Genomic DNA, 18,355 nt, shown 5'->3' with positions numbered 1-18,355 from the left:
GTTCCTTATGCCTGTACCAGCGGGCCGGGATTTTTCAGATACTGTTCACGAATCGCTTTGGCTGACCAATAGGTCAACGCGGCGACCATGCCCGTTGGGTTGTAGCCGAGTCCCTGCGGGAACGCCGACGCACCTGGCACAAACACGTTTGGCACATCCCAGCTCTGCAGGTAACGGTTCACCGCGCTGGTTTTCGGATCTTCACCCATGATCGCGCCGCCGCTCATGTGCGTGGTTTGATACACGGTGGTGTCGAAGTGCGTGCCCGGCCCTTTCGCGCCGCCGATGATCATTTTCGGGTTCATCGCTTCGGTGATTTTGCGCATCTTACCGATCATGAACTGCGCCATCTTGATATCGTTATCCTGCCAGTCAAAGGTCATACGCAGCAGCGGCTGGCCATAGGCATCTTTGTAGTTCGGATCGAGATCGAGATAGTTGGCGCGATACGACTGGTGCGCGCCGTGCGCATCCATCGAGATGTGATGGTTGTAAGTATCCGCGACCGCAGATTTCCACTGGCTGCCCCAGTTTGGCGTGCCTTTCGGCGTCGGCAAACCGGAAATCGGCTTGGTACCGGCTTGATTCACCCAGAATGGCGAACCGCCCACGAAGCCGTGCGGACCGTGATCGAAGTTGTCGGCATTGAAATCATCCACCGCCACACCTGCGCCACCGGCACCGATAAACGGGTTGGTGGTGGTGTTTTTGTCGAACAGCGCTTTCAGCGTCGAAATGTTCTGATAGGCGAAGTTACGGCCCACCACACCTTCGTTGGAAATCGGGTTATACGGCTTGCCGATACCGGAGAGCAGCATCAGGTGCACGTTGTGGAACTGGAACGCCGACAGGATCACCAGATCCGCAGGCTGCACCACTTCGCGGCCCTGACCATCGAGATAGGTCACGCCGGTGGCGCGCTTTTTATCGTCGGTCAGATTAACGCGCAGCACGTAAGAGTTGTTGCGCAGTTCGAACTTCGGTTCCTGACGCAGCGCGGGCAGGATGTTGACGTTCGGCGAGGCTTTGGAATACATGTAGCAGGCGTAACCGCTGCAGAAACCGCAGAAGTTGCACGGGCCCATCTGTGCGCCGTAGGTGTTGGTGTAGGGGCCTGAGGTGTTGGCCGACGGCATATCATAAGGGTGATAACCCACTGATTCCGCCGCTTGCGCGAACAGCTGCGCCGAGTAGGTGCGCTTCTGCGCCGGCAGCGGGAAGTCGCTGGAACGATCTGGCGCGTACGGGTTGCCGCCCTTCTCTTTGCCCAGCAGTTTGCCTTTGATTGACCAGGCGCTGCCCGAGGTGCCGAACACTTTCTCGGCCTGATCGAAGAAGGGTTCCAGCTCGTCATAGTTGACGCCGAAATCCTGGATCGTCATGCCTTCCGGGATGAAGTTTTTACCGTAACGCTGCTCGTAATGGCTGCGCAGGTTCAGTTCTACCGGGTCAACACGGAAATGCACGCCTGACCAGTGCAGACCCGCGCCGCCGGTGCCAGTGCCGGGCAGAAACGCTGCCAGCTGGCGATAAGGTACGGCGGTTTGCGAGGCATCGTGACGAATCGTTACGGTGCTTTTCGACAGATCCTGGAACAGCTTTTTGCGGATGTTATAGGTCAGTTCGTCAATCGACTGCGGATAAGATCCATCCGGGTAGGTATCGCGATGCGGACCGCGCTCCAGCGCCACCACATTCAGGCCCGCTTCGGTCAGCTCTTTCGCCATGATGGCACCCGCCCAGCCGAAACCGACGACGACCGCATCCACTTTTTTCAATTCATTTGCCACGCTTACGTCCTCTCCCCGCGAATATCCACTGACGGGAACGGATAACGTTCGCCGCGTTCTACCCAATCCATAAAGTCAGCGCGTGCGCCTGGGAAGCCAATCAGCTTCCAGCCCACCATGCCCTGGTTGCCGCCGTGAATCGGATCGCTGAAATAGCCCTCGCGGGTGTTTTGCAGCAGGAAGGAGAAGAAGGTTTTCGCCGGCAGCTGCGGGAACTCGGCGCTGCCGCTTTCAAACGCGGTGAGCAGCGCATCCTGCTGTTCGCCCGTCAGCTCGGCAAACACTTTGCCATGCTGTTTTTTGCTCCAGCCATCGGCATCGGCGAGGCCGAGACGGTAGATCTGCTGCGGCACCAGCGGCAGCTGATAACCTAACTCTTTTGGCAGATCGGGATTGAACGGGCCTTGCATGTACCAGTTGTTACCGGTGGCATACGGCGTGTTCATTTGACGATCGATAAATTCCGGCACGCCAGCTTCAAGTGCGCCAGGACCGCGTTCGTCGTTGGGGATCAGGCGCGCCACGGCCGCAGTGATAAAGGCAAACTCTTCGGCGGTGAACCAGGTGGGCTGGTAGCTACGCGCCTGTTGTGGTGATGCGTTTTGTTCTGCTGCCCCAGCGGCCATTGGTGCCACCAGTGCGCCCATCGCCGTACTGCCCACCGCCATTGCCGGCGCCAGGGTGATGGTTCTCAGCAGAAAATCCCTGCGAGTGTGACCATTTTTTTGTTCTGACATGACATTGCCTCAGTACCACATATAATGCGGCATGAAAGTTAAGTAGTTGCGTTGTATTGTTTTTTTATTGATAGCTTAAGGGATACAGCAGCACTGTTACCGGTAACAGTGCAAATATTGTAACACCATTGCTGTGGATAATTTAGTTGTTAGAAACAAATTCGCACTAATTACTTAACAATTGCCGCTGTCGTTTTACATCGCAGCGGCGAAACTGACATCGTCTGATACAACCCACAACAGACAGATAGAGGTCTGAAGCGGTATAAAAGCGTACACACAACAGCGGAGTGCCTATGTTTAAGTCCTTTTTTCCGCGGCCAACGCTGTTTTTCAGCTCAGCTGCGATTTGGAGTTTGCTGGCGATTTTTGCCTGGTTTGGCTTTTTCAGTGATTTCCCGGCGCGCTGGCCTGCACTCCAGGCGGCGATGCACCAACCTTTGCCAACCAATGCCAGCCGTTTTATTCACATCAGCCAACTGTGGTTTTACGCCTATTACTGGATCGTTGCCGGCCTCTTTGCGCTGGCGTGGCGCGTGATTGATAACCATCCATGGCAGCGCTGGTCGGTTTGGGGGGCTGCGTTAATCATCTTCATTACCTGGTTTAGCGTGCAGGTGAGCGTAGCGATCAATGCCTGGTATAATCCGTTTGGCAATATGATCCAAAAAGCGCTGAGCAAGGCGAATGCCGTCACTATTGAGGAATTTTACCATCAGCTCACCGCTTTCCTCGGTATCGCGCTGATCGCGGTAGTGATTGGCGTAATAAGCTCCTTCTTTATTAGCCACTGGATATTCCGCTGGCGTACTGCGATGAACAACTACTACATGCATAACTGGCAACGCTTACGTCACGTGGAAGGTGCCGCGCAGCGTGTCCAGGAAGATACCATGCGCTTCGCCGGCACACTGGAAGATTGGGGAGTGAATTTTATTCAGGCGATCATGACGCTGGTGGCATTTCTGCCGGTGTTGGTCGCACTGTCACCCAACGTTAAAGAGGTGCCAATTCTTGGCAATCTTCCTTACGCGCTGGTCATCGCCGCCCTGCTGTGGTCAATTTTTGGTACGGGTTTACTGGCGCTGGTGGGTATCAAGCTACCCGGACTGGAATTCCGCAATCAACGGGTTGAAGCGGCCTATCGTAAAGAGCTGGTGTACGGGGAGGATCATGCCGATCGGGCGGCTCCGCCAACGGTGGCAGAGTTATTTAGCCGCGTACGCCATAACTATTTCCGCCTCTATTTCCACTATCTGTACTTTAATATCACCCGCATTCTTTATCTGCAGGTCGATAATCTGTTTGGACTGTTTTTACTATTACCGTCGATTGTGACCGCATCCATTACGTTGGGCATGATGAACCAAATTACTAACGTGTTTGATCAGGTGCGTTCGTCATTCCAGTATCTCATTACCTCTTGGTCGACGCTGGTTGAGCTGATGTCGATCTATAAACGTCTGCGCAGTTTCGAGCAGATTTTGCAGGATATTCCGCACGAAGAGATGATGCGCGAAGCCGCGGAGTAAGGTGCGGTTTTTGAAACGGTGCGCATAAATGCGCACCCTACGGCGTAGGGTCGCCATTAATGGCGACCTTGCTACATCAACCCGCCAACACCGCAAACACCTTCTCAATCGCATACGCGCCCGGATCTTTCACGCCATCCAGACTCTGCTGATTCAGATATGCAGAACGCCCCGCTTTGGCGCTCTGCATCTGCGCGGTGGCGTCGGCGCCTTTCTGGGCCGCTTCTGCCGCCGCAGCCAGCGACTCGCCCGCCACTAACGCTTCCAGCGCTGGTTGCAGCGCATCCACCAACGTACGATGGCCCGGCTGTGCGCCGCCGTAATGCTTCATGCGTTCCAGCCCGTGCATCAACGCCTGCGGCAGTGCGCTGCCCTCTTCCAGCTGCTGACCGGCGCTGGTAAACAGAATCGACATCAACACGCCGCTCGATCCACCCATCACCGTGGCCAGCTGCTCGCCAATCAACGCCAGCAAGGTTGGCAGTTCATCCAGCGGCAGCTGTTTTTCCTGCAGGCCACGCTGAATTTTCTTCGCCCCGGCGGCAAAAGTTGAGCCGGTATCGCCATCGCCCACTTTGGCATCCAGCGCGTTCAGCTCGCTTTCCAGATCGATCAGCGTCTGCGTGACGCTGGCGACGATGCGTGCCACCTCCGCATTCTCAGAGGCATCAAAATCCAGTACGCTGCCGATTTTCTCTGCACGTTGCAGGCTGATCGGCGCAAAGTCATACACCGGCACCCAACCCAGCACCTGAACCGGCGCGTTTAACGCTTCAAGGAACGACTCCTCCAGCGCCAGCAGCGTCAGCGAGAAACCTTTCATATCCAGCGCGCTGACCAGTGTTGCCGGCCCCAGCAGATGCGTAATGCGCGCCGCCAGCGGCGACTGCAACACTTCACGCGTTAGCAGCGCCAGCTCCAGCTGCGAGAAGCCGCCGAGATTGTTGATCAGCAGCAGCGCCTGCTTGCCGTCCGGCAGCGCCTGCGCCAGTTTATCGGTCATGATGCTGGTGATTTGGCGGCTGTCCTGCGTATCCAGCGTGATCACGCCCGGCTCGCCGTGAATGCCCATGCCGAGCTCGCTGTGCCCAGGCTCGACGCGCTCATCGCGTTTTTCGCCCGGCACATGGCAAGTGGCAAAAGCCAAACCAATGGACGATGTGGCATCAATCGTGCGTTGCGCCAGCGCTTTGACTTCATCCAGCGATTGTCCCTGCTCCGCCGCAAAGCCAGCAATTTTGTGCACCAGCACAGTACCGGCGATGCCGCGCGGCTGCGGGTTTTCCGGCAGCGCGATATCATCCTGCACCATAACCAACTCAACTTTGTAGCCGAGGTTTTTGGCTTTCTCTGCCGCCAGACCAAAGTTGAGGCGGTCGCCGGTATAGTTCTTCACAATCAGCAGGCAACCGGCATCGCCGGTGACGTTAACAATGGCGTTCAACACCGCATCGACGCTCGGCGAGGCGAAGATATCGCCGCACACCGCCGCCGTCAGCATGCCTTTGCCGACAAATCCGGCATGCGCCGGTTCATGGCCGGAACCGCCGCCCGAGATCAGCGCCACTTTGCTTTTATCCCAGTCCGAACGCACCACCACGCGAATCTCATCACCGAGATCGAGGCGACTAAGGTTGTGCCACGGCGTGCTCAGCAAAACCCCTTCGATGGCTTCGTTAACCAGATCGTTTTTCTCATGCATAAAAAACTGGCTCATTGCATCCTCTCCATTGGTGTTGTCGTCCTACAAGGTAGCGTATGTGCGCACAGAAGAGGCGCAGCGAAGTGCGGAAATGCAAAGGGCGGCACAAGCCGCCCTTTAATTCAGACTATTACCGCTTATAAAGCGATACGCAGAACGCTGTCTGGATTCTTCGGTGGTTCTTTGCGAGAACCCGGCTGCTTGATGCTGACAAACAGGGTTTTGCCATCGGCGGAAACTGCCAGGCTGTTTGGCAGGCCCGGCGCTTTCACCGTGCGTTTCACTTTGTAGCTATTAGCGTCGATGATGCTGATTTCGCCCGCTTTACGGTGCGTAACGTACAGTTCATCACGATCGGCATTGAACAATACCGCCAGCGATTCCGGCACATCGATCTTGTGGATCACCTGCTGGGTGCGGGTATCCAGCACCAGCACCTGCGACTGTTTGGAGTCGCTGAGGAAGGCGCGATGGCCTTTGGTATCCAGCGAGATATTGAGGAAGAAGTGATCTTTGTCGCCATCGATTTTCTGACGCTTTTCAATCGCGTTCAGGCGCGTATTGATGGTCACCAGTTCGCCATCGGAGTTGGTGACGTAGAGTTTCTGCGCCGCAGAATCGATCGCCAAACCGGTGCCCATTTTGCCGGTGTTCGGCACGGTGCTGATCAGTTGCAGGGTTTTGCCATCCACCACCCACACCACGCTCTGCTCACCGAGGCCGGTGATGTAGACGCGATCGGTAGCCGGATCAACCGCCAATTGACGCGGCTGCAGCGGACGCACAGTTTCACTGCGCTTACGACCATCCAGCACCAGCGTGTTGATCACTTTGCCACTGGTGGCATCCACTGCAGTCAGTGCAGCATCGCGCGTGTTACCGAAATAGAGAATGTTGGTTTTCTGGTTGATCGCCGCGCCAAAGGTCGGCAGATCGGTGTTGATGGTTTGTTTTACCGCCAGATCCTGCGGATCGAGACGATAAACGGTGCCGCCTTTTTTGTCGGTGGTGCTCTGCGCGGTCGCTAGGAACAGCGCGTTATCGCTGTTGCTGAACGCCAGTTCGTATGCGCCTTTTGAGATCACCTGGTTGAACGGCTGAGACTCCGCCGCCATCACCGCAGAGGTTGAGAACAGCGCCGTTGCCAGCAGCAGTGGACGCAGCGCCCACGATTTTTTATTCGCCTTCATAACTTCTCCATAGCAAAAAACACCGCCTGATGGCAGTGAAGTGAAAGCCCGACATTACAACCAATGTTAAAAAGACAGCCCGAGGCGAGCCGACGAAGGATGCTACTTTTTGAGAATAGTAATCATTTCGAGGGGAAAGTGACAGGATTTTATCCGCTTACAAACGCCGCCAGGGCGCCCGAAGGCACCCTGTCAGCACAGAACGTTAACGCAACTTATTTGGTCAGTTCGGCAGTCATGTGCACGCCGTTGTTGAAGTTGGCTTCGGTCACTTTATAGGAAGCACCAGCTTCGTGCGCCTGAGCAGCGATTTGCGCTTCTGCACCATCCAGCGTTGAAGCGGTTGCAGTGATGCTTTGCGCAAAGCTAGCGAATGGCAGAACGGTCAGAGCAACAACAGCAGCAAAAGTTTTGATAGTTTTCATGGTCAATTCCTTAATGTACGTTTGATTGAGTAAGGCGTCATCGCCTTGTTGAGAGATATAATAGGCGCAGAATTGATCAGTAAAAAGCGGAGAGATTTGCCGTTGTTGTTCGAATATTTTGAACTTAAAAAGCACGTTTGGGTTAACCTTTGTGCAAAGGGTTAAAAATCTGACATTTAATAAAAAGGCAGGATTTATGGCTGCGATAGGTGAGCTTTCGTAGGGTCACCATTCATGGCGACCGATTTAAGCGTATCTGACAAAGATGACGCCATTCATGGCGACCTTGGCATTGGTGCGGTTGATGACAAGGTCGCCATAAATGGCGACCCTACGGGTTATCCGTGATGACGGACGCGGGTGAAGATGGTGATGGCGGCGAGCAGCATCAGCACGCCGCTGGCGAGGAATACGCCGCCTGCGCCTTGCAGATCAAACATCCAGCCGCCGGCTGCCGCACCGGCGGTAATCGCCAGCTGAATGGTGGCAACCAGCAAGCCCCCGCCCGATTCCGCATCGTCCGGCACCGCGCGGGAAATCCACGTTGACCAGCCGGTTGGCATCGAACCAAACGCCAGGCCCCACAGCGCCACGCCCGCCGCGACCAGCCACGACACATCGCCGAAACTCACCAGCAGCAGCGCGGTCACGCTCATCACCAGCGCCATCGCGGTTAACGTCAGCGATACGCTGCGCGTCACCAGATATCCCGCCAGCGAAGTGCCGAAGAAGTTCGCCACGCCAAACGCCAGCAGCACCAGCGACAGCTGATTGACGTTCAGCTGCGCGCTGCCTTCGAGGAACGGACGCAGATAAGTAAAGAAGGCGAAGTGGCCGGTAAACATCATGATCACCGCCAGCATGCCCCAGCGCATCACGCTTTTACGCAGCAGATCCAGCACGCCACCGCTGCGCGCTTTATTCACCGGCGGCATCGCCGGCAAGGTGAAGAACTGCCACAGCAGCGCCAACACGCCCAATGCGGCGGTCAGAATAAAGATGTTACGCCAGCCAATAATGCCGCCCAGATAGCTGCCAAGCGGCGCAGCAATAATGGTCGCCAGCGAAATACCGCTGAACACGATGGAAAGCGCGCGCGGCACCTGATCGCTCGGCACCAGACGCATGGTAATCGCCGTCGAGAGCGTCCAGAAACCCCCAATCGCCACGCCAAGCAAGACGCGGGCCAGCAGAATCATCGGCAGATTCTCGGCAAAGGCCACCAGCAGCGCGGAGGCAATCAGCAGTAGCGTAAAGGCCAGCATCACCACGCGACGATCGAGCTGACGCGTCACGTTGCCAATCACCAGACTGGTGAGCAGCGCCACCAGCGCCGTGACAGTAACGGTTTGTCCCGCCTGCCCTTCGCTGATGTGCAGCGTATCAGCAATTGGCGTCAGCAAACTCACCGGCAGAAACTCTGCGGTAATCAGGCCGAACACACCAAAGGCCATGGCAAACACCGCGCCCCACGCCGGTTTCTCGACTTCTAAAGGTGTTTCAGCTATTTCAGTATCCAGGCTCATCTGTGATCCCCATCACAAAATATTTAGCGTTAAGCATAGTGACTGATCATCAGACGATCTATGATGCAGAAACTTTGTTTTTTGATTATTCGTCTGGGATTGGTATGAGCCGCTATGAAGATCTGACCAGTGAATTGCTGATGGGCATGCGCCTATATGGCGTCAAATACCAGCGTATTGCGCTGCACGCGCCTTTTGGCCTGCAATATGACGACGCGCCCGGTCGCGCGCAGCTGCATTTTGTTGGGCGCGGATCGTTAATGATCCGTTCGGCGTCGGGCGTGATCTATCCGCTACAGGCCGGCGATGCGCTGCTGATCCCGCACGGCAAACCGCATGCACTGATCTCCAGCGAAGAAGCCATTTGCGAACCCATTTCGACATTTAATAGCCGCCCGATTTGCGCCAGCGTCTGCGCCATCGACGACAGCACCGAACTCTGCCCGGATAACAGCGATGTGATTCTATTCAGCGCCTGCATGGCGTTTGAGTTGGGCGGCATGCAGCCGCTAGTGCATACCATGCCAGATGTGATGCTGGTGAGTACGCTGCTGGCGCAATACCCGGAAATCCAGCCGATTCTCGATGCGATGGAGCGCGAAACGCGGCAGCGCAAAGCCGGTTTCGCCGGAATTTTATCGCGGCTGGCGGATGTGGTGGCGGCGCAGATTGTACGTGGCTGGGTAGAGAATGGCTGCGGCAAAGGCAGCGGACTGGTGCAGGCGCTGCGCGATCCGCGTCTTAGCCTGGCGATGGCAGCGATGCATCGCGCACCCGGCGAAAACTGGACGGTGGAACGGCTGGCGCGCGAATCCGGCAGCTCACGCTCGGTGTTTGCCGCGCGCTTCCAGACGGCAACCGGCATGACGCCGCTGCGCTATCTTACCGAGCTGCGCATGCGGCTGGCGGTGGAACGCATCGTGAATGAGGGCGAAGCGGTGGAAAGCGTCGCCTTCCACCTTGGTTACGGTTCACTGGCGGCGTTTAGCCGCGCGTTTAAACGCATTGTCGGCACGCCACCCGGCGCACTGCGCGCCGAACGCGAAATGCGTTAGCGGAACACGCTGATCGCTTCCACCAGACGATTGGCCTGATGCTTCATACGGCCCGACGCTTCGGCGCTTTCCGCCACGCGCGCGGCGTTTTGATGGGTGATATCGTCGAGATCTTCCACCGCGGTGCTGACCTGTGTTAGGGCGATGGCCTGCTCGGCGGTCGCGCCGCTGATTTGCGCGATCAGCGCAGTGACATTCTGCACCTGATCGACAATCTCCTGCATGGTATGCCCGGCTGCATCGGCGTGATCGCTGCCCGATTGCACGCGGCTGGCGCTGGTTTCCACCAGATGTTTGATTTCGCTGGCGGCTTTGGCGCTGCGTTGCGCGAGATTGCGCACTTCACCGGCCACCACCGCAAAGCCTTTGCCCTGCTCACCGGCGCGCGCGGCTTCCACTGCGGCGTTGAGCGCCAGAATATTGGTCTGAAAAGCGATACCGTCAATCACGCTGGTGATGTTGGCGATGCGCTTCGAGCTGTCGGCGATCTCCGCCATCATGCCCACCATCTCCTGCATCACTTCGCCGCCTTTGATCGCCGCATGACTGGTGTTTTCCGACAACCCATTCACCTCTTTGGCGGTGTCGGTGTTGCTCTTTACCGTGGCGGTCATTTCGTTCATGGTGGCGGCGGTTTGCTGCACGTTGGCGGCAGCTTGTTCAGTGCGGCGGCTCAGTTCGTCGTTGCTACGCGCAATGGCATCGCTGGCGCTGAGTACGTTAATTGCCTGGCCGCTGACATCATCCACCAGCCAGCGGAACATCAGGCCGAGCTGGCCGATGGCGCGCAGCGTGACGCCGATCTCATCGACGCGATCGATCTGCTCCACTTTATGGCTGGCGCCGGTCGCCACGCTTAATGCCTGACGGCACATGCGCTCCATCGGACGTGAAATTTGCTGCTCCAGCCACAGGCTCGCCAGCAGTAAAAGGCCCGCCATGCCGCCGGCAAAGCAGCCTATCGCCAGCGGTGCCAGGCCCAGCAGCCAGACGCCGATTACCGAGAGCGGCAGTAGCGTTAATAAGGTTGAGCGAATGCGCCAGCGCAGCGGCAGAGTTTTCAGGATCGATCCCAGGCGACGCCAGCCAGTGCCGATCATCAAGCCTTTATGGAAGCGACGACCTTTGGCGCGGCCTTCGCGGAAGTCGCGGTATAGCGCTTCAGTCTGGCGCACCTCCTCCGCTGACGGTTTGGTGCGCACCGACATAAAGCCCTGCACTTTGCCCTCACGCACCACCGGAATGGCGTTGGCGCGCACCCAATAATGATCGCCATTCTTACGCCGGTTTTTTACCAGCGCCGTCCACGGCTCGCCCTGTTTGAGGGTCGTCCACATATCGGCAAAGGCTTCCGGCGGCATATCCGGGTGGCGCACCATGTTGTGTGGCTGGCCATTCACCTCTTCTGGACTGAAGCCACTGACTTCAATAAAGGCGTCGTTGGCATAGGTGATGTAGCTGTTGAGATCTGTAGTCGACATCAATGTGGCGTCATCGTCAAAAGCGAATTCACGCTGAGAGACGGGCTGGTTGTTACGCATGTGTGTGTCCTTGCAATACGCAGGCGAAAAGAAACAATCGATAATACTTTTTTATCTTTTCGGCATCGTACGGCTTGAGCTTTAGCACCAGTTTCAAATTCAGGCCAATAAAAAAGCCGCTTTGCAGCGGCTTTCACACTTTTTCACTTAGCTCATCGATTAACCGGGTTTTACAGTAAACCAAATCAATCTTTAATTTAAACGCATTCATCAGACCTACAGGGCGAAGGGCAATAGAGTGTCCCAAAGCCATTTGTGTTGCAGGAAGGCGGCAAGCTCGCTCATCCCCGGGAGCAGAGTGAACTCTGTGACCGGGATGAGCGAGCGCAGCCAACGCACCTGCAGCGCAAAGGGCGCAGGGAGATGGGATTTCCCAAAGCCATTTGTGTTGCAGGAAGGCGGCAAGCTCGCTCATCCCCGGGAGCAGAGTGAACTCTGTGACCGGGGTGAGCGAGCGCAGCCAACGCACCTGCAGCGCAAAGGGCGCAGGGAAATCAGAATTGCCAGCGAACCCCCACGTTATACCGCCACCCTTTAGCACCATTGCCAGCGATCTCTTTGCGATAATCCGCTTCCGCATACAACGAAACATCCTTCTGCAGGGTTGCGGTGCCGCCTGCGCCCAGTTCCCACATTTGACCAAACTTCCCGCTGCTGTAGGTTGCGCCAAACGCTGGATTATCCACCGATGACACCGAGGTATCCGCGCTGCCGCCCCAACCTTTGTAGTAGTTCGCGCGCAGATAAGGCGTGTACTGGCGATTGCTGTCGTCGATCCAGGTGCGATCGAGGCGTGCGCCGACACGACCAATGGTTTGGTTATAGTCGCCGTAACGCACTTTGTTGCCGTCTTCATCGGTGAAGTCATTCATATTCAGCTTCATGTACATCAGCTGCGCCTGCGGCTCCAGCTTGTAGCCATCGCCCAACTCAAACGGATAGCCGCTCTCCAGCGATGCCGTCCAGCCGTTGCCTTTCAGCTTCGCCACCTTTTGCGTGCGGGCAATGTCGGTTTCGCCGCGATGCCAGTCAAATGACAACACGCCGTCCAGATAGAAACCGCTTTGACGCTGCCAGGTGCCGTAGAACGCCAGGCTGTCGCTGTCGAAGGTGGTGCTGCTGTAGCCGTCGGCCGCATGCGGACGAATGCGCGTGTTGCCGCGCGTATAAGCTACACCGCCGCGCAGGCTATCCTGCTCGCCGTCAAGTCGCAGCAGATTGCCGCCCACCTGCACCGCGCTGTAATCGAGGTCAAAGTCATAACCGAAGTCGCGGAAACTCTTATCGCTCTTGTACTTCAGATTTGAGCCGATATAGCGCAGGAACATCTCGCCGCCGTTGCCTTGCGGACGCGTCTGCTCGTGGCGCAATTCACCGAGACGTTTATGCAGATCATCGATAATCGCCGAGGTGTAATAGGCTAAACCGACCGGCGCAGAGACATACGATGGTACTTGCGGCACCACCGCTGGACGCGAATCATAGCTTTGCGGCGTACCAAAGGCATCGGTGACAAAGGTCGGCTGACAGCTGGCGCTGTCTTCGCACACGTAGTAATTCGCCAAGCGGTAATCCCAATAGTTATTACCGCTGCCGCTGACTAAACGTTGATTGGGATCACTGCTGCCCGGCGCAAAGGTGTAGAGCCGATATTGCCACGGCCCGGCGCCGAGATAGCCATCTTTCAGCGCGAAGCTGTTGGCGCTGGCATTGCCGCCGACCTGCGCCAGCGAGATCCCTTCGTTGCCCTCAACGCCACCGTTTTGATTGAGATCGGTTAGCGCGCCGGTGCTGGCATCCGCCAGTTTCACATTCACCAGCGTGGTGCCGCTGGCATTACCGGTGACGTTGAGATGGTCGGTGAACTGATTGCTCAGCGCGCCACCTTGGTTGAGGTTAGTGACCAGATTGAGCTGGCCGCCGCTCGATGCCAGCGAGCCAGCAATATCCAGCGTGTTGCCCGGTGAACCCGCGCCGTTGGTGAGATCCAGCGTACCGGCGTTGTTCACCAGCAGCGAATCGGCGGTGCCGCCGGATAGCGTTGGATGCACGTTATCGCCGGCATACAGCGTGGAATCCGCATCGACATTGATGGTGCTGTGCGCCAGCTGCAGGTTATCGGTTAGTGTCCATTGGGTATTGGCGAAGTTGATGGTGCTCCAGCCGCTGCCAAGATTAACGCCTTTGCTGAGATCGTCGGCGCTGAAGCTGCCGCCGCGCGAGTCGATCTGGTTGAAGGTCAAGGTGTTGCCGGTGCCATTACCACTGGTGAGATGGTAGGTGGTGCCGAGATCGACATTGCTCACTTCAGCGGTGTTGTTGTTGTCGTTGCCCATGGTCAGGCTGCCGTTGAGCGTTCCGCCCGTCCAGCGGAACCGATCCGATCCGCCGCCCGGATTGATATCGCCCTGCACCGCGCCTTCGGTCAGCAGAATTTCGTCATCGGCGTTGCTGCCCGCTACCGCCACGGTTTGTGGATTGGCGGTGATGATGTTGCCGAGGTTCTCGAAGATGGTTTTACCGCCGCGCAGATCCACCACCGGCGCCGTCAGGCTGTTGGAGGTGAAGTTGCCGGTATTGACGATGGTGCCCGCTGTGCTGGAGACCAGCGCCGATCCGCCCGCCGCATTGTCGATATTGACGTTGGCGGCGGTGGTGACATTGCCGGTGGTATTGGCGCGAATACCGGTGCCGCCTGCGCCGGTAACATTAAATTGATAGCCCGACCCCAACGTCAGATCGCCGCGGGTGGTGGAGCCATCGGCATTGGCGATATTCAGGCCGCTGCCGCTGCCGGAGACGTTGGTGGTCACCGTCGAAGCCGGATCAAATGGTACGGCGGTGCGAATCCCGTTGCCGTCGCTGACGTTAATGGTGAGATTGCTAAGACCAACGTTGCTCAGTTCGGCGCGGTTTTCGATGCCGTTGCCGCTTCCCACCACGTTCACCGTGGCGTCGCTGGCGCTGAGAGCGGTCGCACCGCTGTCCAGCAGGATGCCGTGCGCATTGCCGCGCGTGGTAATCACCGTGTCGCTGCCGGTAAGCGCCAGCTGCGCGCCTTCGCTGATGCGCACGCCCGCGATACCGTTATCGACATTGATGGTGCCGCCTTTCGCCAGCGTGCTGCCGCTGCCGGAGACATCCAGCCCGGTGCCGTTGGCTACGTTGACCACGCCGTTGTTGGTCAGCGTGCTGCCGGCGCGCGAACGGATCCCAATATTGTTGCTGCCGGTGAGGTTCACATTGCCGTTGTTGACCAGCTCTGCGCCGTTAGTGACATCAAAACCCATCGCGCCATTGCCCGCGCCGCTCACATTGCCGTTGCTGGTAACGCGGGTGGCCGCTGACGTGCCATCCAGCGCGTTGCTCAAATCGGTACGCAGATTATTAATCAGCACGCCGACCGCATTGCTGCCGCTGAGATTGATGCTGCTGCCGCTATCGAGCGTGGCGTTCGCACCGCCCTCAGCACGGATCGCCGTACTGCCCTGGCCGCTGGCGGTGAAGTTGGCGTTGCTGCTATTCAGGCTGCTGCCGCTGCCGGAGATAATCGCGCCGGTGCTGTTGCTGGCGCTGGCGGTGAGGGTGGTCGGCGTGGTGAAACTCAGCGCCGCGCCGTCATCAATGCGATAGCCGGTTGAGCCGCTACTGTTAATATTTAACGCGTTGGTGGCGGAGCTAATGCGCGATCCGCTGCCCGCCGCGTGATAGGCAATTTGGTCACTGTTGTTGAATACCGGCGCTGAACCGGCGGCGATATTCACCAGCGCACCGTTGAGCGCTTCCGCCCCAATCGCGCCGGTGCCGTTGAGATTCAGCGTGCCGCCATTCAGGTTGGCTATCGCGCGATTGCCGCTGGCGCTGACGCCGCGGCTGCGATTAGTGGTGCTGCCGCCGTTAACGTTAATGGTGCCGGTGTTATTGGCGGTGGTGGCAAAGGTGCTGCTGCCGCTGTTCACCGCGATGCCGGTGCCGCCATCGTTGATATTGATATTGCCGCTGTTGGTGCCGGTTGCGCCGCTCTCGACGCGAATGCCGGTGGAGTTGGCACCGCTGAAGGTGATATCGCCGGTGTTGGTCAACTGCGCGCGATTGCGTGCCACATAACCGGTCAATCCACTCTGCGACGCATTTAGTGACGCCGCTGAGTTCAGGCTGGTGCTGGTCACTGGCGAGCCGCTGTTTCTACCAAAGATATCGTGTTTTTGTCCGTCAACAATCGCGCCAATCGCGTTGCTGCCGGTGAGATTCATAGTGGTTGCCGCATTAATGACGCCATTTGCGCCGCCTTCCACCGTGATGCCATTGGCACCGCTGCCGCTGACGTTGATCACTGCCGCGCCACTGTTGACATCAGTGCCTGCGCCGCTGCCGAGCACGGCGGTAGAACCCGCGCCCGACGCGGTGAGCGACAAGGCGTTACCGTTAAAATCTGCACCCTGCTCAACGCGGAACAGCGTGGAGTTCTGCGTAGTGACATCAAATGGATTATTGCCCAACACGTTGATCAGCGCATTCGGGCCGTAAGCAAAGAAGGCAATCTGATTGGTGCCGTTAGAGAAAGTGGGCACTGCAGCCGGATCCACCGTAACCGTGGAATTCCCGCGCGCATGCACGCCAATTGCGCCATTGCCGCTGAGATTGATCGGGCCATCGACGGTGGCCTGCGCCGTGCCCGTTCCTTGCCCTTCTACCCACACGCCATAGTTGCGCGTGCCGCTGGCCGGATCGGCCCCGCCTGCCACGTTGATGGTGCCGGTTGAGGTGGCGCTGGCGGCGTTGCCGTTGGTGGCCAGCACTTTCAGGCCGGTGCCATTCACGCCATTCAGGTTGATGGTGCCGGCGTTATTGATGTTGCCAGCACTGTTGGTCACCAGCATGCCGACGTTTTCACGCGGAATGGTGGCAGCCGTACCGTTCACATTGATGGTGCCGTTGTTGATCATGGTGGCGTTATTGGCGCCGGTCGCCGACATCCCCGCCGCGTTTTGCGTTTTAGTGCCAATGGTAATGTTGCCGTTGTTTACCGCGTTGCCGTTGGCGACCAGAGCGATACCGCTGGTTAAACCGCTCTGGTTCATCGCGGTATCCGCCGTCGCCTCACCCAGGCTATTCTGCGGTCCTCGACCAATGTAGATATTGCCGCTGGCGTTATTGGTGAAGCTGGAAGTGGCATCGGTCAGTAACACACCAGACGCGGTGCCGCGGGCGCTGGAACCGTTGACGCCGACGTTAATATTGCCGCTGTTGTTGGCGGTGGAGGACACACCAAGATTGATGCCCGCCACGCCATACTGTGAATTGCTGCCGGTGGTGGCGAAGTTAAGGATGCCGTTGTTGTTGAAGGTACTGCCGGTTTGCACGGCTACGCCGTTAGCACCATAGCCGGTTGAGCCAATGCCGGTGCCATCCTGACGATTGAGGAATCCGCCATTAATCACACCGTTGTTAATCCCGCTGCTGTTGTCGGTTAGCACCAGCGCCGTGCCGTTATTGGTGATGCTGCCGCGGCTCGCCAGCTTGCCATCAATCACTGCTTGCGCGCCGTTCGAGGCTTTGATTGCGCCGCCCGTCGCGCCGACCACTTCCAGCGTTTTACCCGCAGCCAGATTGACTCTCGCGCCCGCGCCATTGGCATTAATCACAATGCGATTGCCAATAGCTTGCGTCACCTCGTCAGGCGGCGTGGCGCTGACGTTGTAGACGATGTTGGCATTGGTGAAGGTGACGGCTTTGTTGAATTCGGGCAGGTAGCGGGTTTTATCAAGATTGCCCGCCTGCAGCTGACTGATCAGCCAGTTGTTGTAGCTTTGCAGCTGGCTGGCGTTGGTGACGGTAAAACTGGTGCTTTTGCCATCCAGCGTCTGCACGCTGAAAGCGCCGTTATAGGTGGCGAGGTTTTGTACCTGATAGCTGCTGGTGGCCGATCCCGCGCCGTCCGGCGTGGCGGTGGCACCGAAAAAGCTGATGCGGTTATTGCTGTTCCAGTTCACCGTGCCGCTGCCGCTCACATCAAACAGCTGTGTCTGTTTGGCGGCCATGGTCCAGCTATTGGTGCTGGCGCTGCTGAGCGCATTCGCCTGGCCGATATTCACATCCAGCGTGCCGCCGGTGACATCGGCAATACGCGCATCGATGTACTGCGCATCATTGACATTTTGCACATCCGGCACTCTGGTGGCGCTGGTGACAGGCGCTAATGCGACCAGACTGGCAGAGTTATAAACCTGGAAAGTGCTGTTGGTACCGGTTGCGGGATCAGGCGTGGTGATGGCGAAGTTTTGCGGGCCGGGATCAAGGCGCTCCTGATTGAGATACTGCGATCCCGAGGTGATCGCCACTTGCCCGAGCGTGGTGGTGACCGCGCCATCCGTTCCTGCCGTGAATGCCTGATTGCCGGTCAGCGTTTCATTGCCGCTGCTGACGGTAATCTTGCCGGTTTGGTTGTCATTATTTTCTGGTGTGTAGCTCCCCAAGGTTACAGCCTGACTTTGCATTGCTGGATAGATCAGCAATTGCGCTGCCAACATCCCTAATGCGATAGGATTTAATTTAAACCTCATACTTCCTCCAGTGGGCGTGCAGCGTCCGCGCTGTTTTTGCAACAGCGTTAAATTCATCGCGAGGGGATAAAACGGCAGGTTAATACCAATCCCGTGTAGCAATCTAATTTGAGAACAACTGTGTGAAGAAATACGTTGCAGCGAAAAAAGGGATAGAATTGTTGTTATAGATTAATTGGCTTTAGGTATAGACTTTTTTACTGTCAGGTGCAAAAGGCAATTGTGGGTAACTTATTGTGTTATTGGGCAAATAATTGCGAGGCAGGTTAAATATTATAAATAAATTGAGGCCAT

10 protein-coding genes are annotated in these 18,355 nt (G+C 57.3%); 2 read left to right on the top strand and 8 right to left on the bottom strand.

Annotated elements, in window-relative coordinates; genetic code table 11:
* Positions 1 to 5: 5 nt before the first annotated feature.
* Together K5Y32_RS15795 and K5Y32_RS15790 are read right to left on the bottom strand one after the other, a co-directional pair.
* Entirely contained in the window at positions 6 to 1,790 is a 1,785-nt protein-coding gene (locus K5Y32_RS15795; RefSeq protein WP_176970103.1) for a GMC family oxidoreductase, read from the bottom strand.
* A 2-nt stretch (positions 1,791 to 1,792) separates the two neighbouring features.
* A complete protein-coding gene (locus K5Y32_RS15790; protein ID WP_217550034.1) occupies positions 1,793 to 2,527 on the bottom strand; it encodes a gluconate 2-dehydrogenase subunit 3 family protein in 735 nt (244 codons plus the stop codon).
* Between the two features lie 296 nt (positions 2,528 to 2,823).
* Between K5Y32_RS15790 and sbmA the strand changes: the two genes are divergently transcribed.
* Positions 2,824 to 4,059, top strand: a complete 1,236-nt coding sequence (gene sbmA, locus K5Y32_RS15785) for a peptide antibiotic transporter SbmA (RefSeq protein WP_222185002.1) — start codon at positions 2,824 to 2,826, stop codon at positions 4,057 to 4,059.
* Positions 4,060 to 4,135: 76 nt separating this feature from the next.
* Here sbmA and K5Y32_RS15780 read toward each other — a convergent pair whose 3' ends face one another.
* From K5Y32_RS15780 to K5Y32_RS15765, 4 genes are all read right to left on the bottom strand, one after another.
* On the bottom strand, positions 4,136 to 5,776 hold the full coding sequence (locus tag K5Y32_RS15780) for a dihydroxyacetone kinase subunit DhaK (protein ID WP_222185000.1): 1,641 nt from the start codon (positions 5,774 to 5,776) through the stop codon (positions 4,136 to 4,138).
* 122 nt (positions 5,777 to 5,898) lie between these two features.
* The gene (locus K5Y32_RS15775; protein WP_222184998.1) at positions 5,899 to 6,951 is read right to left on the bottom strand and encodes a YncE family protein; all 1,053 of its coding nucleotides are present in this window, start codon (positions 6,949 to 6,951) and stop codon (positions 5,899 to 5,901) included.
* A 215-nt stretch (positions 6,952 to 7,166) separates the two neighbouring features.
* The gene (locus K5Y32_RS15770; protein ID WP_192412651.1) at positions 7,167 to 7,376 is read right to left on the bottom strand and encodes a DUF1471 domain-containing protein; all 210 of its coding nucleotides are present in this window, start codon (positions 7,374 to 7,376) and stop codon (positions 7,167 to 7,169) included.
* Between the two features lie 338 nt (positions 7,377 to 7,714).
* The gene (locus tag K5Y32_RS15765; protein ID WP_222184996.1) at positions 7,715 to 8,902 is read right to left on the bottom strand and encodes an MFS transporter; all 1,188 of its coding nucleotides are present in this window, start codon (positions 8,900 to 8,902) and stop codon (positions 7,715 to 7,717) included.
* 104 nt (positions 8,903 to 9,006) lie between these two features.
* On the opposite strand from K5Y32_RS15765, the gene K5Y32_RS15760 reads away from it, so the two are divergent.
* A complete protein-coding gene (locus K5Y32_RS15760) occupies positions 9,007 to 9,957 on the top strand; it encodes an AraC family transcriptional regulator (RefSeq protein WP_222184994.1) in 951 nt (316 codons plus the stop codon).
* Here the strand turns inward: K5Y32_RS15760 and K5Y32_RS15755 are convergent.
* Both K5Y32_RS15755 and K5Y32_RS15750 read right to left on the bottom strand, forming a co-directional pair.
* The gene (locus K5Y32_RS15755) at positions 9,954 to 11,498 is read right to left on the bottom strand and encodes a PAS domain-containing methyl-accepting chemotaxis protein (RefSeq protein ID WP_222184992.1); all 1,545 of its coding nucleotides are present in this window, start codon (positions 11,496 to 11,498) and stop codon (positions 9,954 to 9,956) included. The two genes, K5Y32_RS15760 and K5Y32_RS15755, sit on opposite strands and share 4 nt — an antisense overlap.
* Positions 11,499 to 11,992: 494 nt before the next feature.
* Positions 11,993 to 18,061 carry an autotransporter outer membrane beta-barrel domain-containing protein gene (locus tag K5Y32_RS15750; protein ID WP_222184990.1) on the bottom strand — a complete coding sequence of 2,023 codons (6,069 nt, stop codon included), beginning with the start codon at positions 18,059 to 18,061 and terminating at the stop codon, positions 11,993 to 11,995.
* Positions 18,062 to 18,355 lie beyond the last annotated feature (294 nt).

It is taken from the genome of Pantoea sp. DY-15 (genome assembly GCF_019795935.1).
Lineage (GTDB): Bacteria > Pseudomonadota > Gammaproteobacteria > Enterobacterales > Enterobacteriaceae > Pantoea > Pantoea leporis.
Note: the sequence above shows the minus strand (reverse complement) of the source record. Positions and strands in the feature narration are given on the sequence as shown.

Coding starts and splice junctions, on each gene's coding strand:
- K5Y32_RS15750 (WP_222184990.1), bottom strand. CDS start 18,061: ATGAGGTTTAAATTAAATCCTATCGCATTAGGGATGTTGGCAGCGCAA.
- K5Y32_RS15765 (WP_222184996.1), bottom strand. CDS start 8,902: ATGAGCCTGGATACTGAAATAGCTGAAACACCTTTAGAAGTCGAGAAA.
- K5Y32_RS15790 (WP_217550034.1), bottom strand. CDS start 2,527: ATGTCAGAACAAAAAAATGGTCACACTCGCAGGGATTTTCTGCTGAGA.
- K5Y32_RS15775 (WP_222184998.1), bottom strand. CDS start 6,951: ATGAAGGCGAATAAAAAATCGTGGGCGCTGCGTCCACTGCTGCTGGCA.
- K5Y32_RS15755 (WP_222184992.1), bottom strand. CDS start 11,498: ATGCGTAACAACCAGCCCGTCTCTCAGCGTGAATTCGCTTTTGACGAT.
- K5Y32_RS15760 (WP_222184994.1), top strand. CDS start 9,007: ATGAGCCGCTATGAAGATCTGACCAGTGAATTGCTGATGGGCATGCGC.
- K5Y32_RS15770 (WP_192412651.1), bottom strand. CDS start 7,376: ATGAAAACTATCAAAACTTTTGCTGCTGTTGTTGCTCTGACCGTTCTG.
- sbmA (WP_222185002.1), top strand. CDS start 2,824: ATGTTTAAGTCCTTTTTTCCGCGGCCAACGCTGTTTTTCAGCTCAGCT.
- K5Y32_RS15780 (WP_222185000.1), bottom strand. CDS start 5,776: ATGAGCCAGTTTTTTATGCATGAGAAAAACGATCTGGTTAACGAAGCC.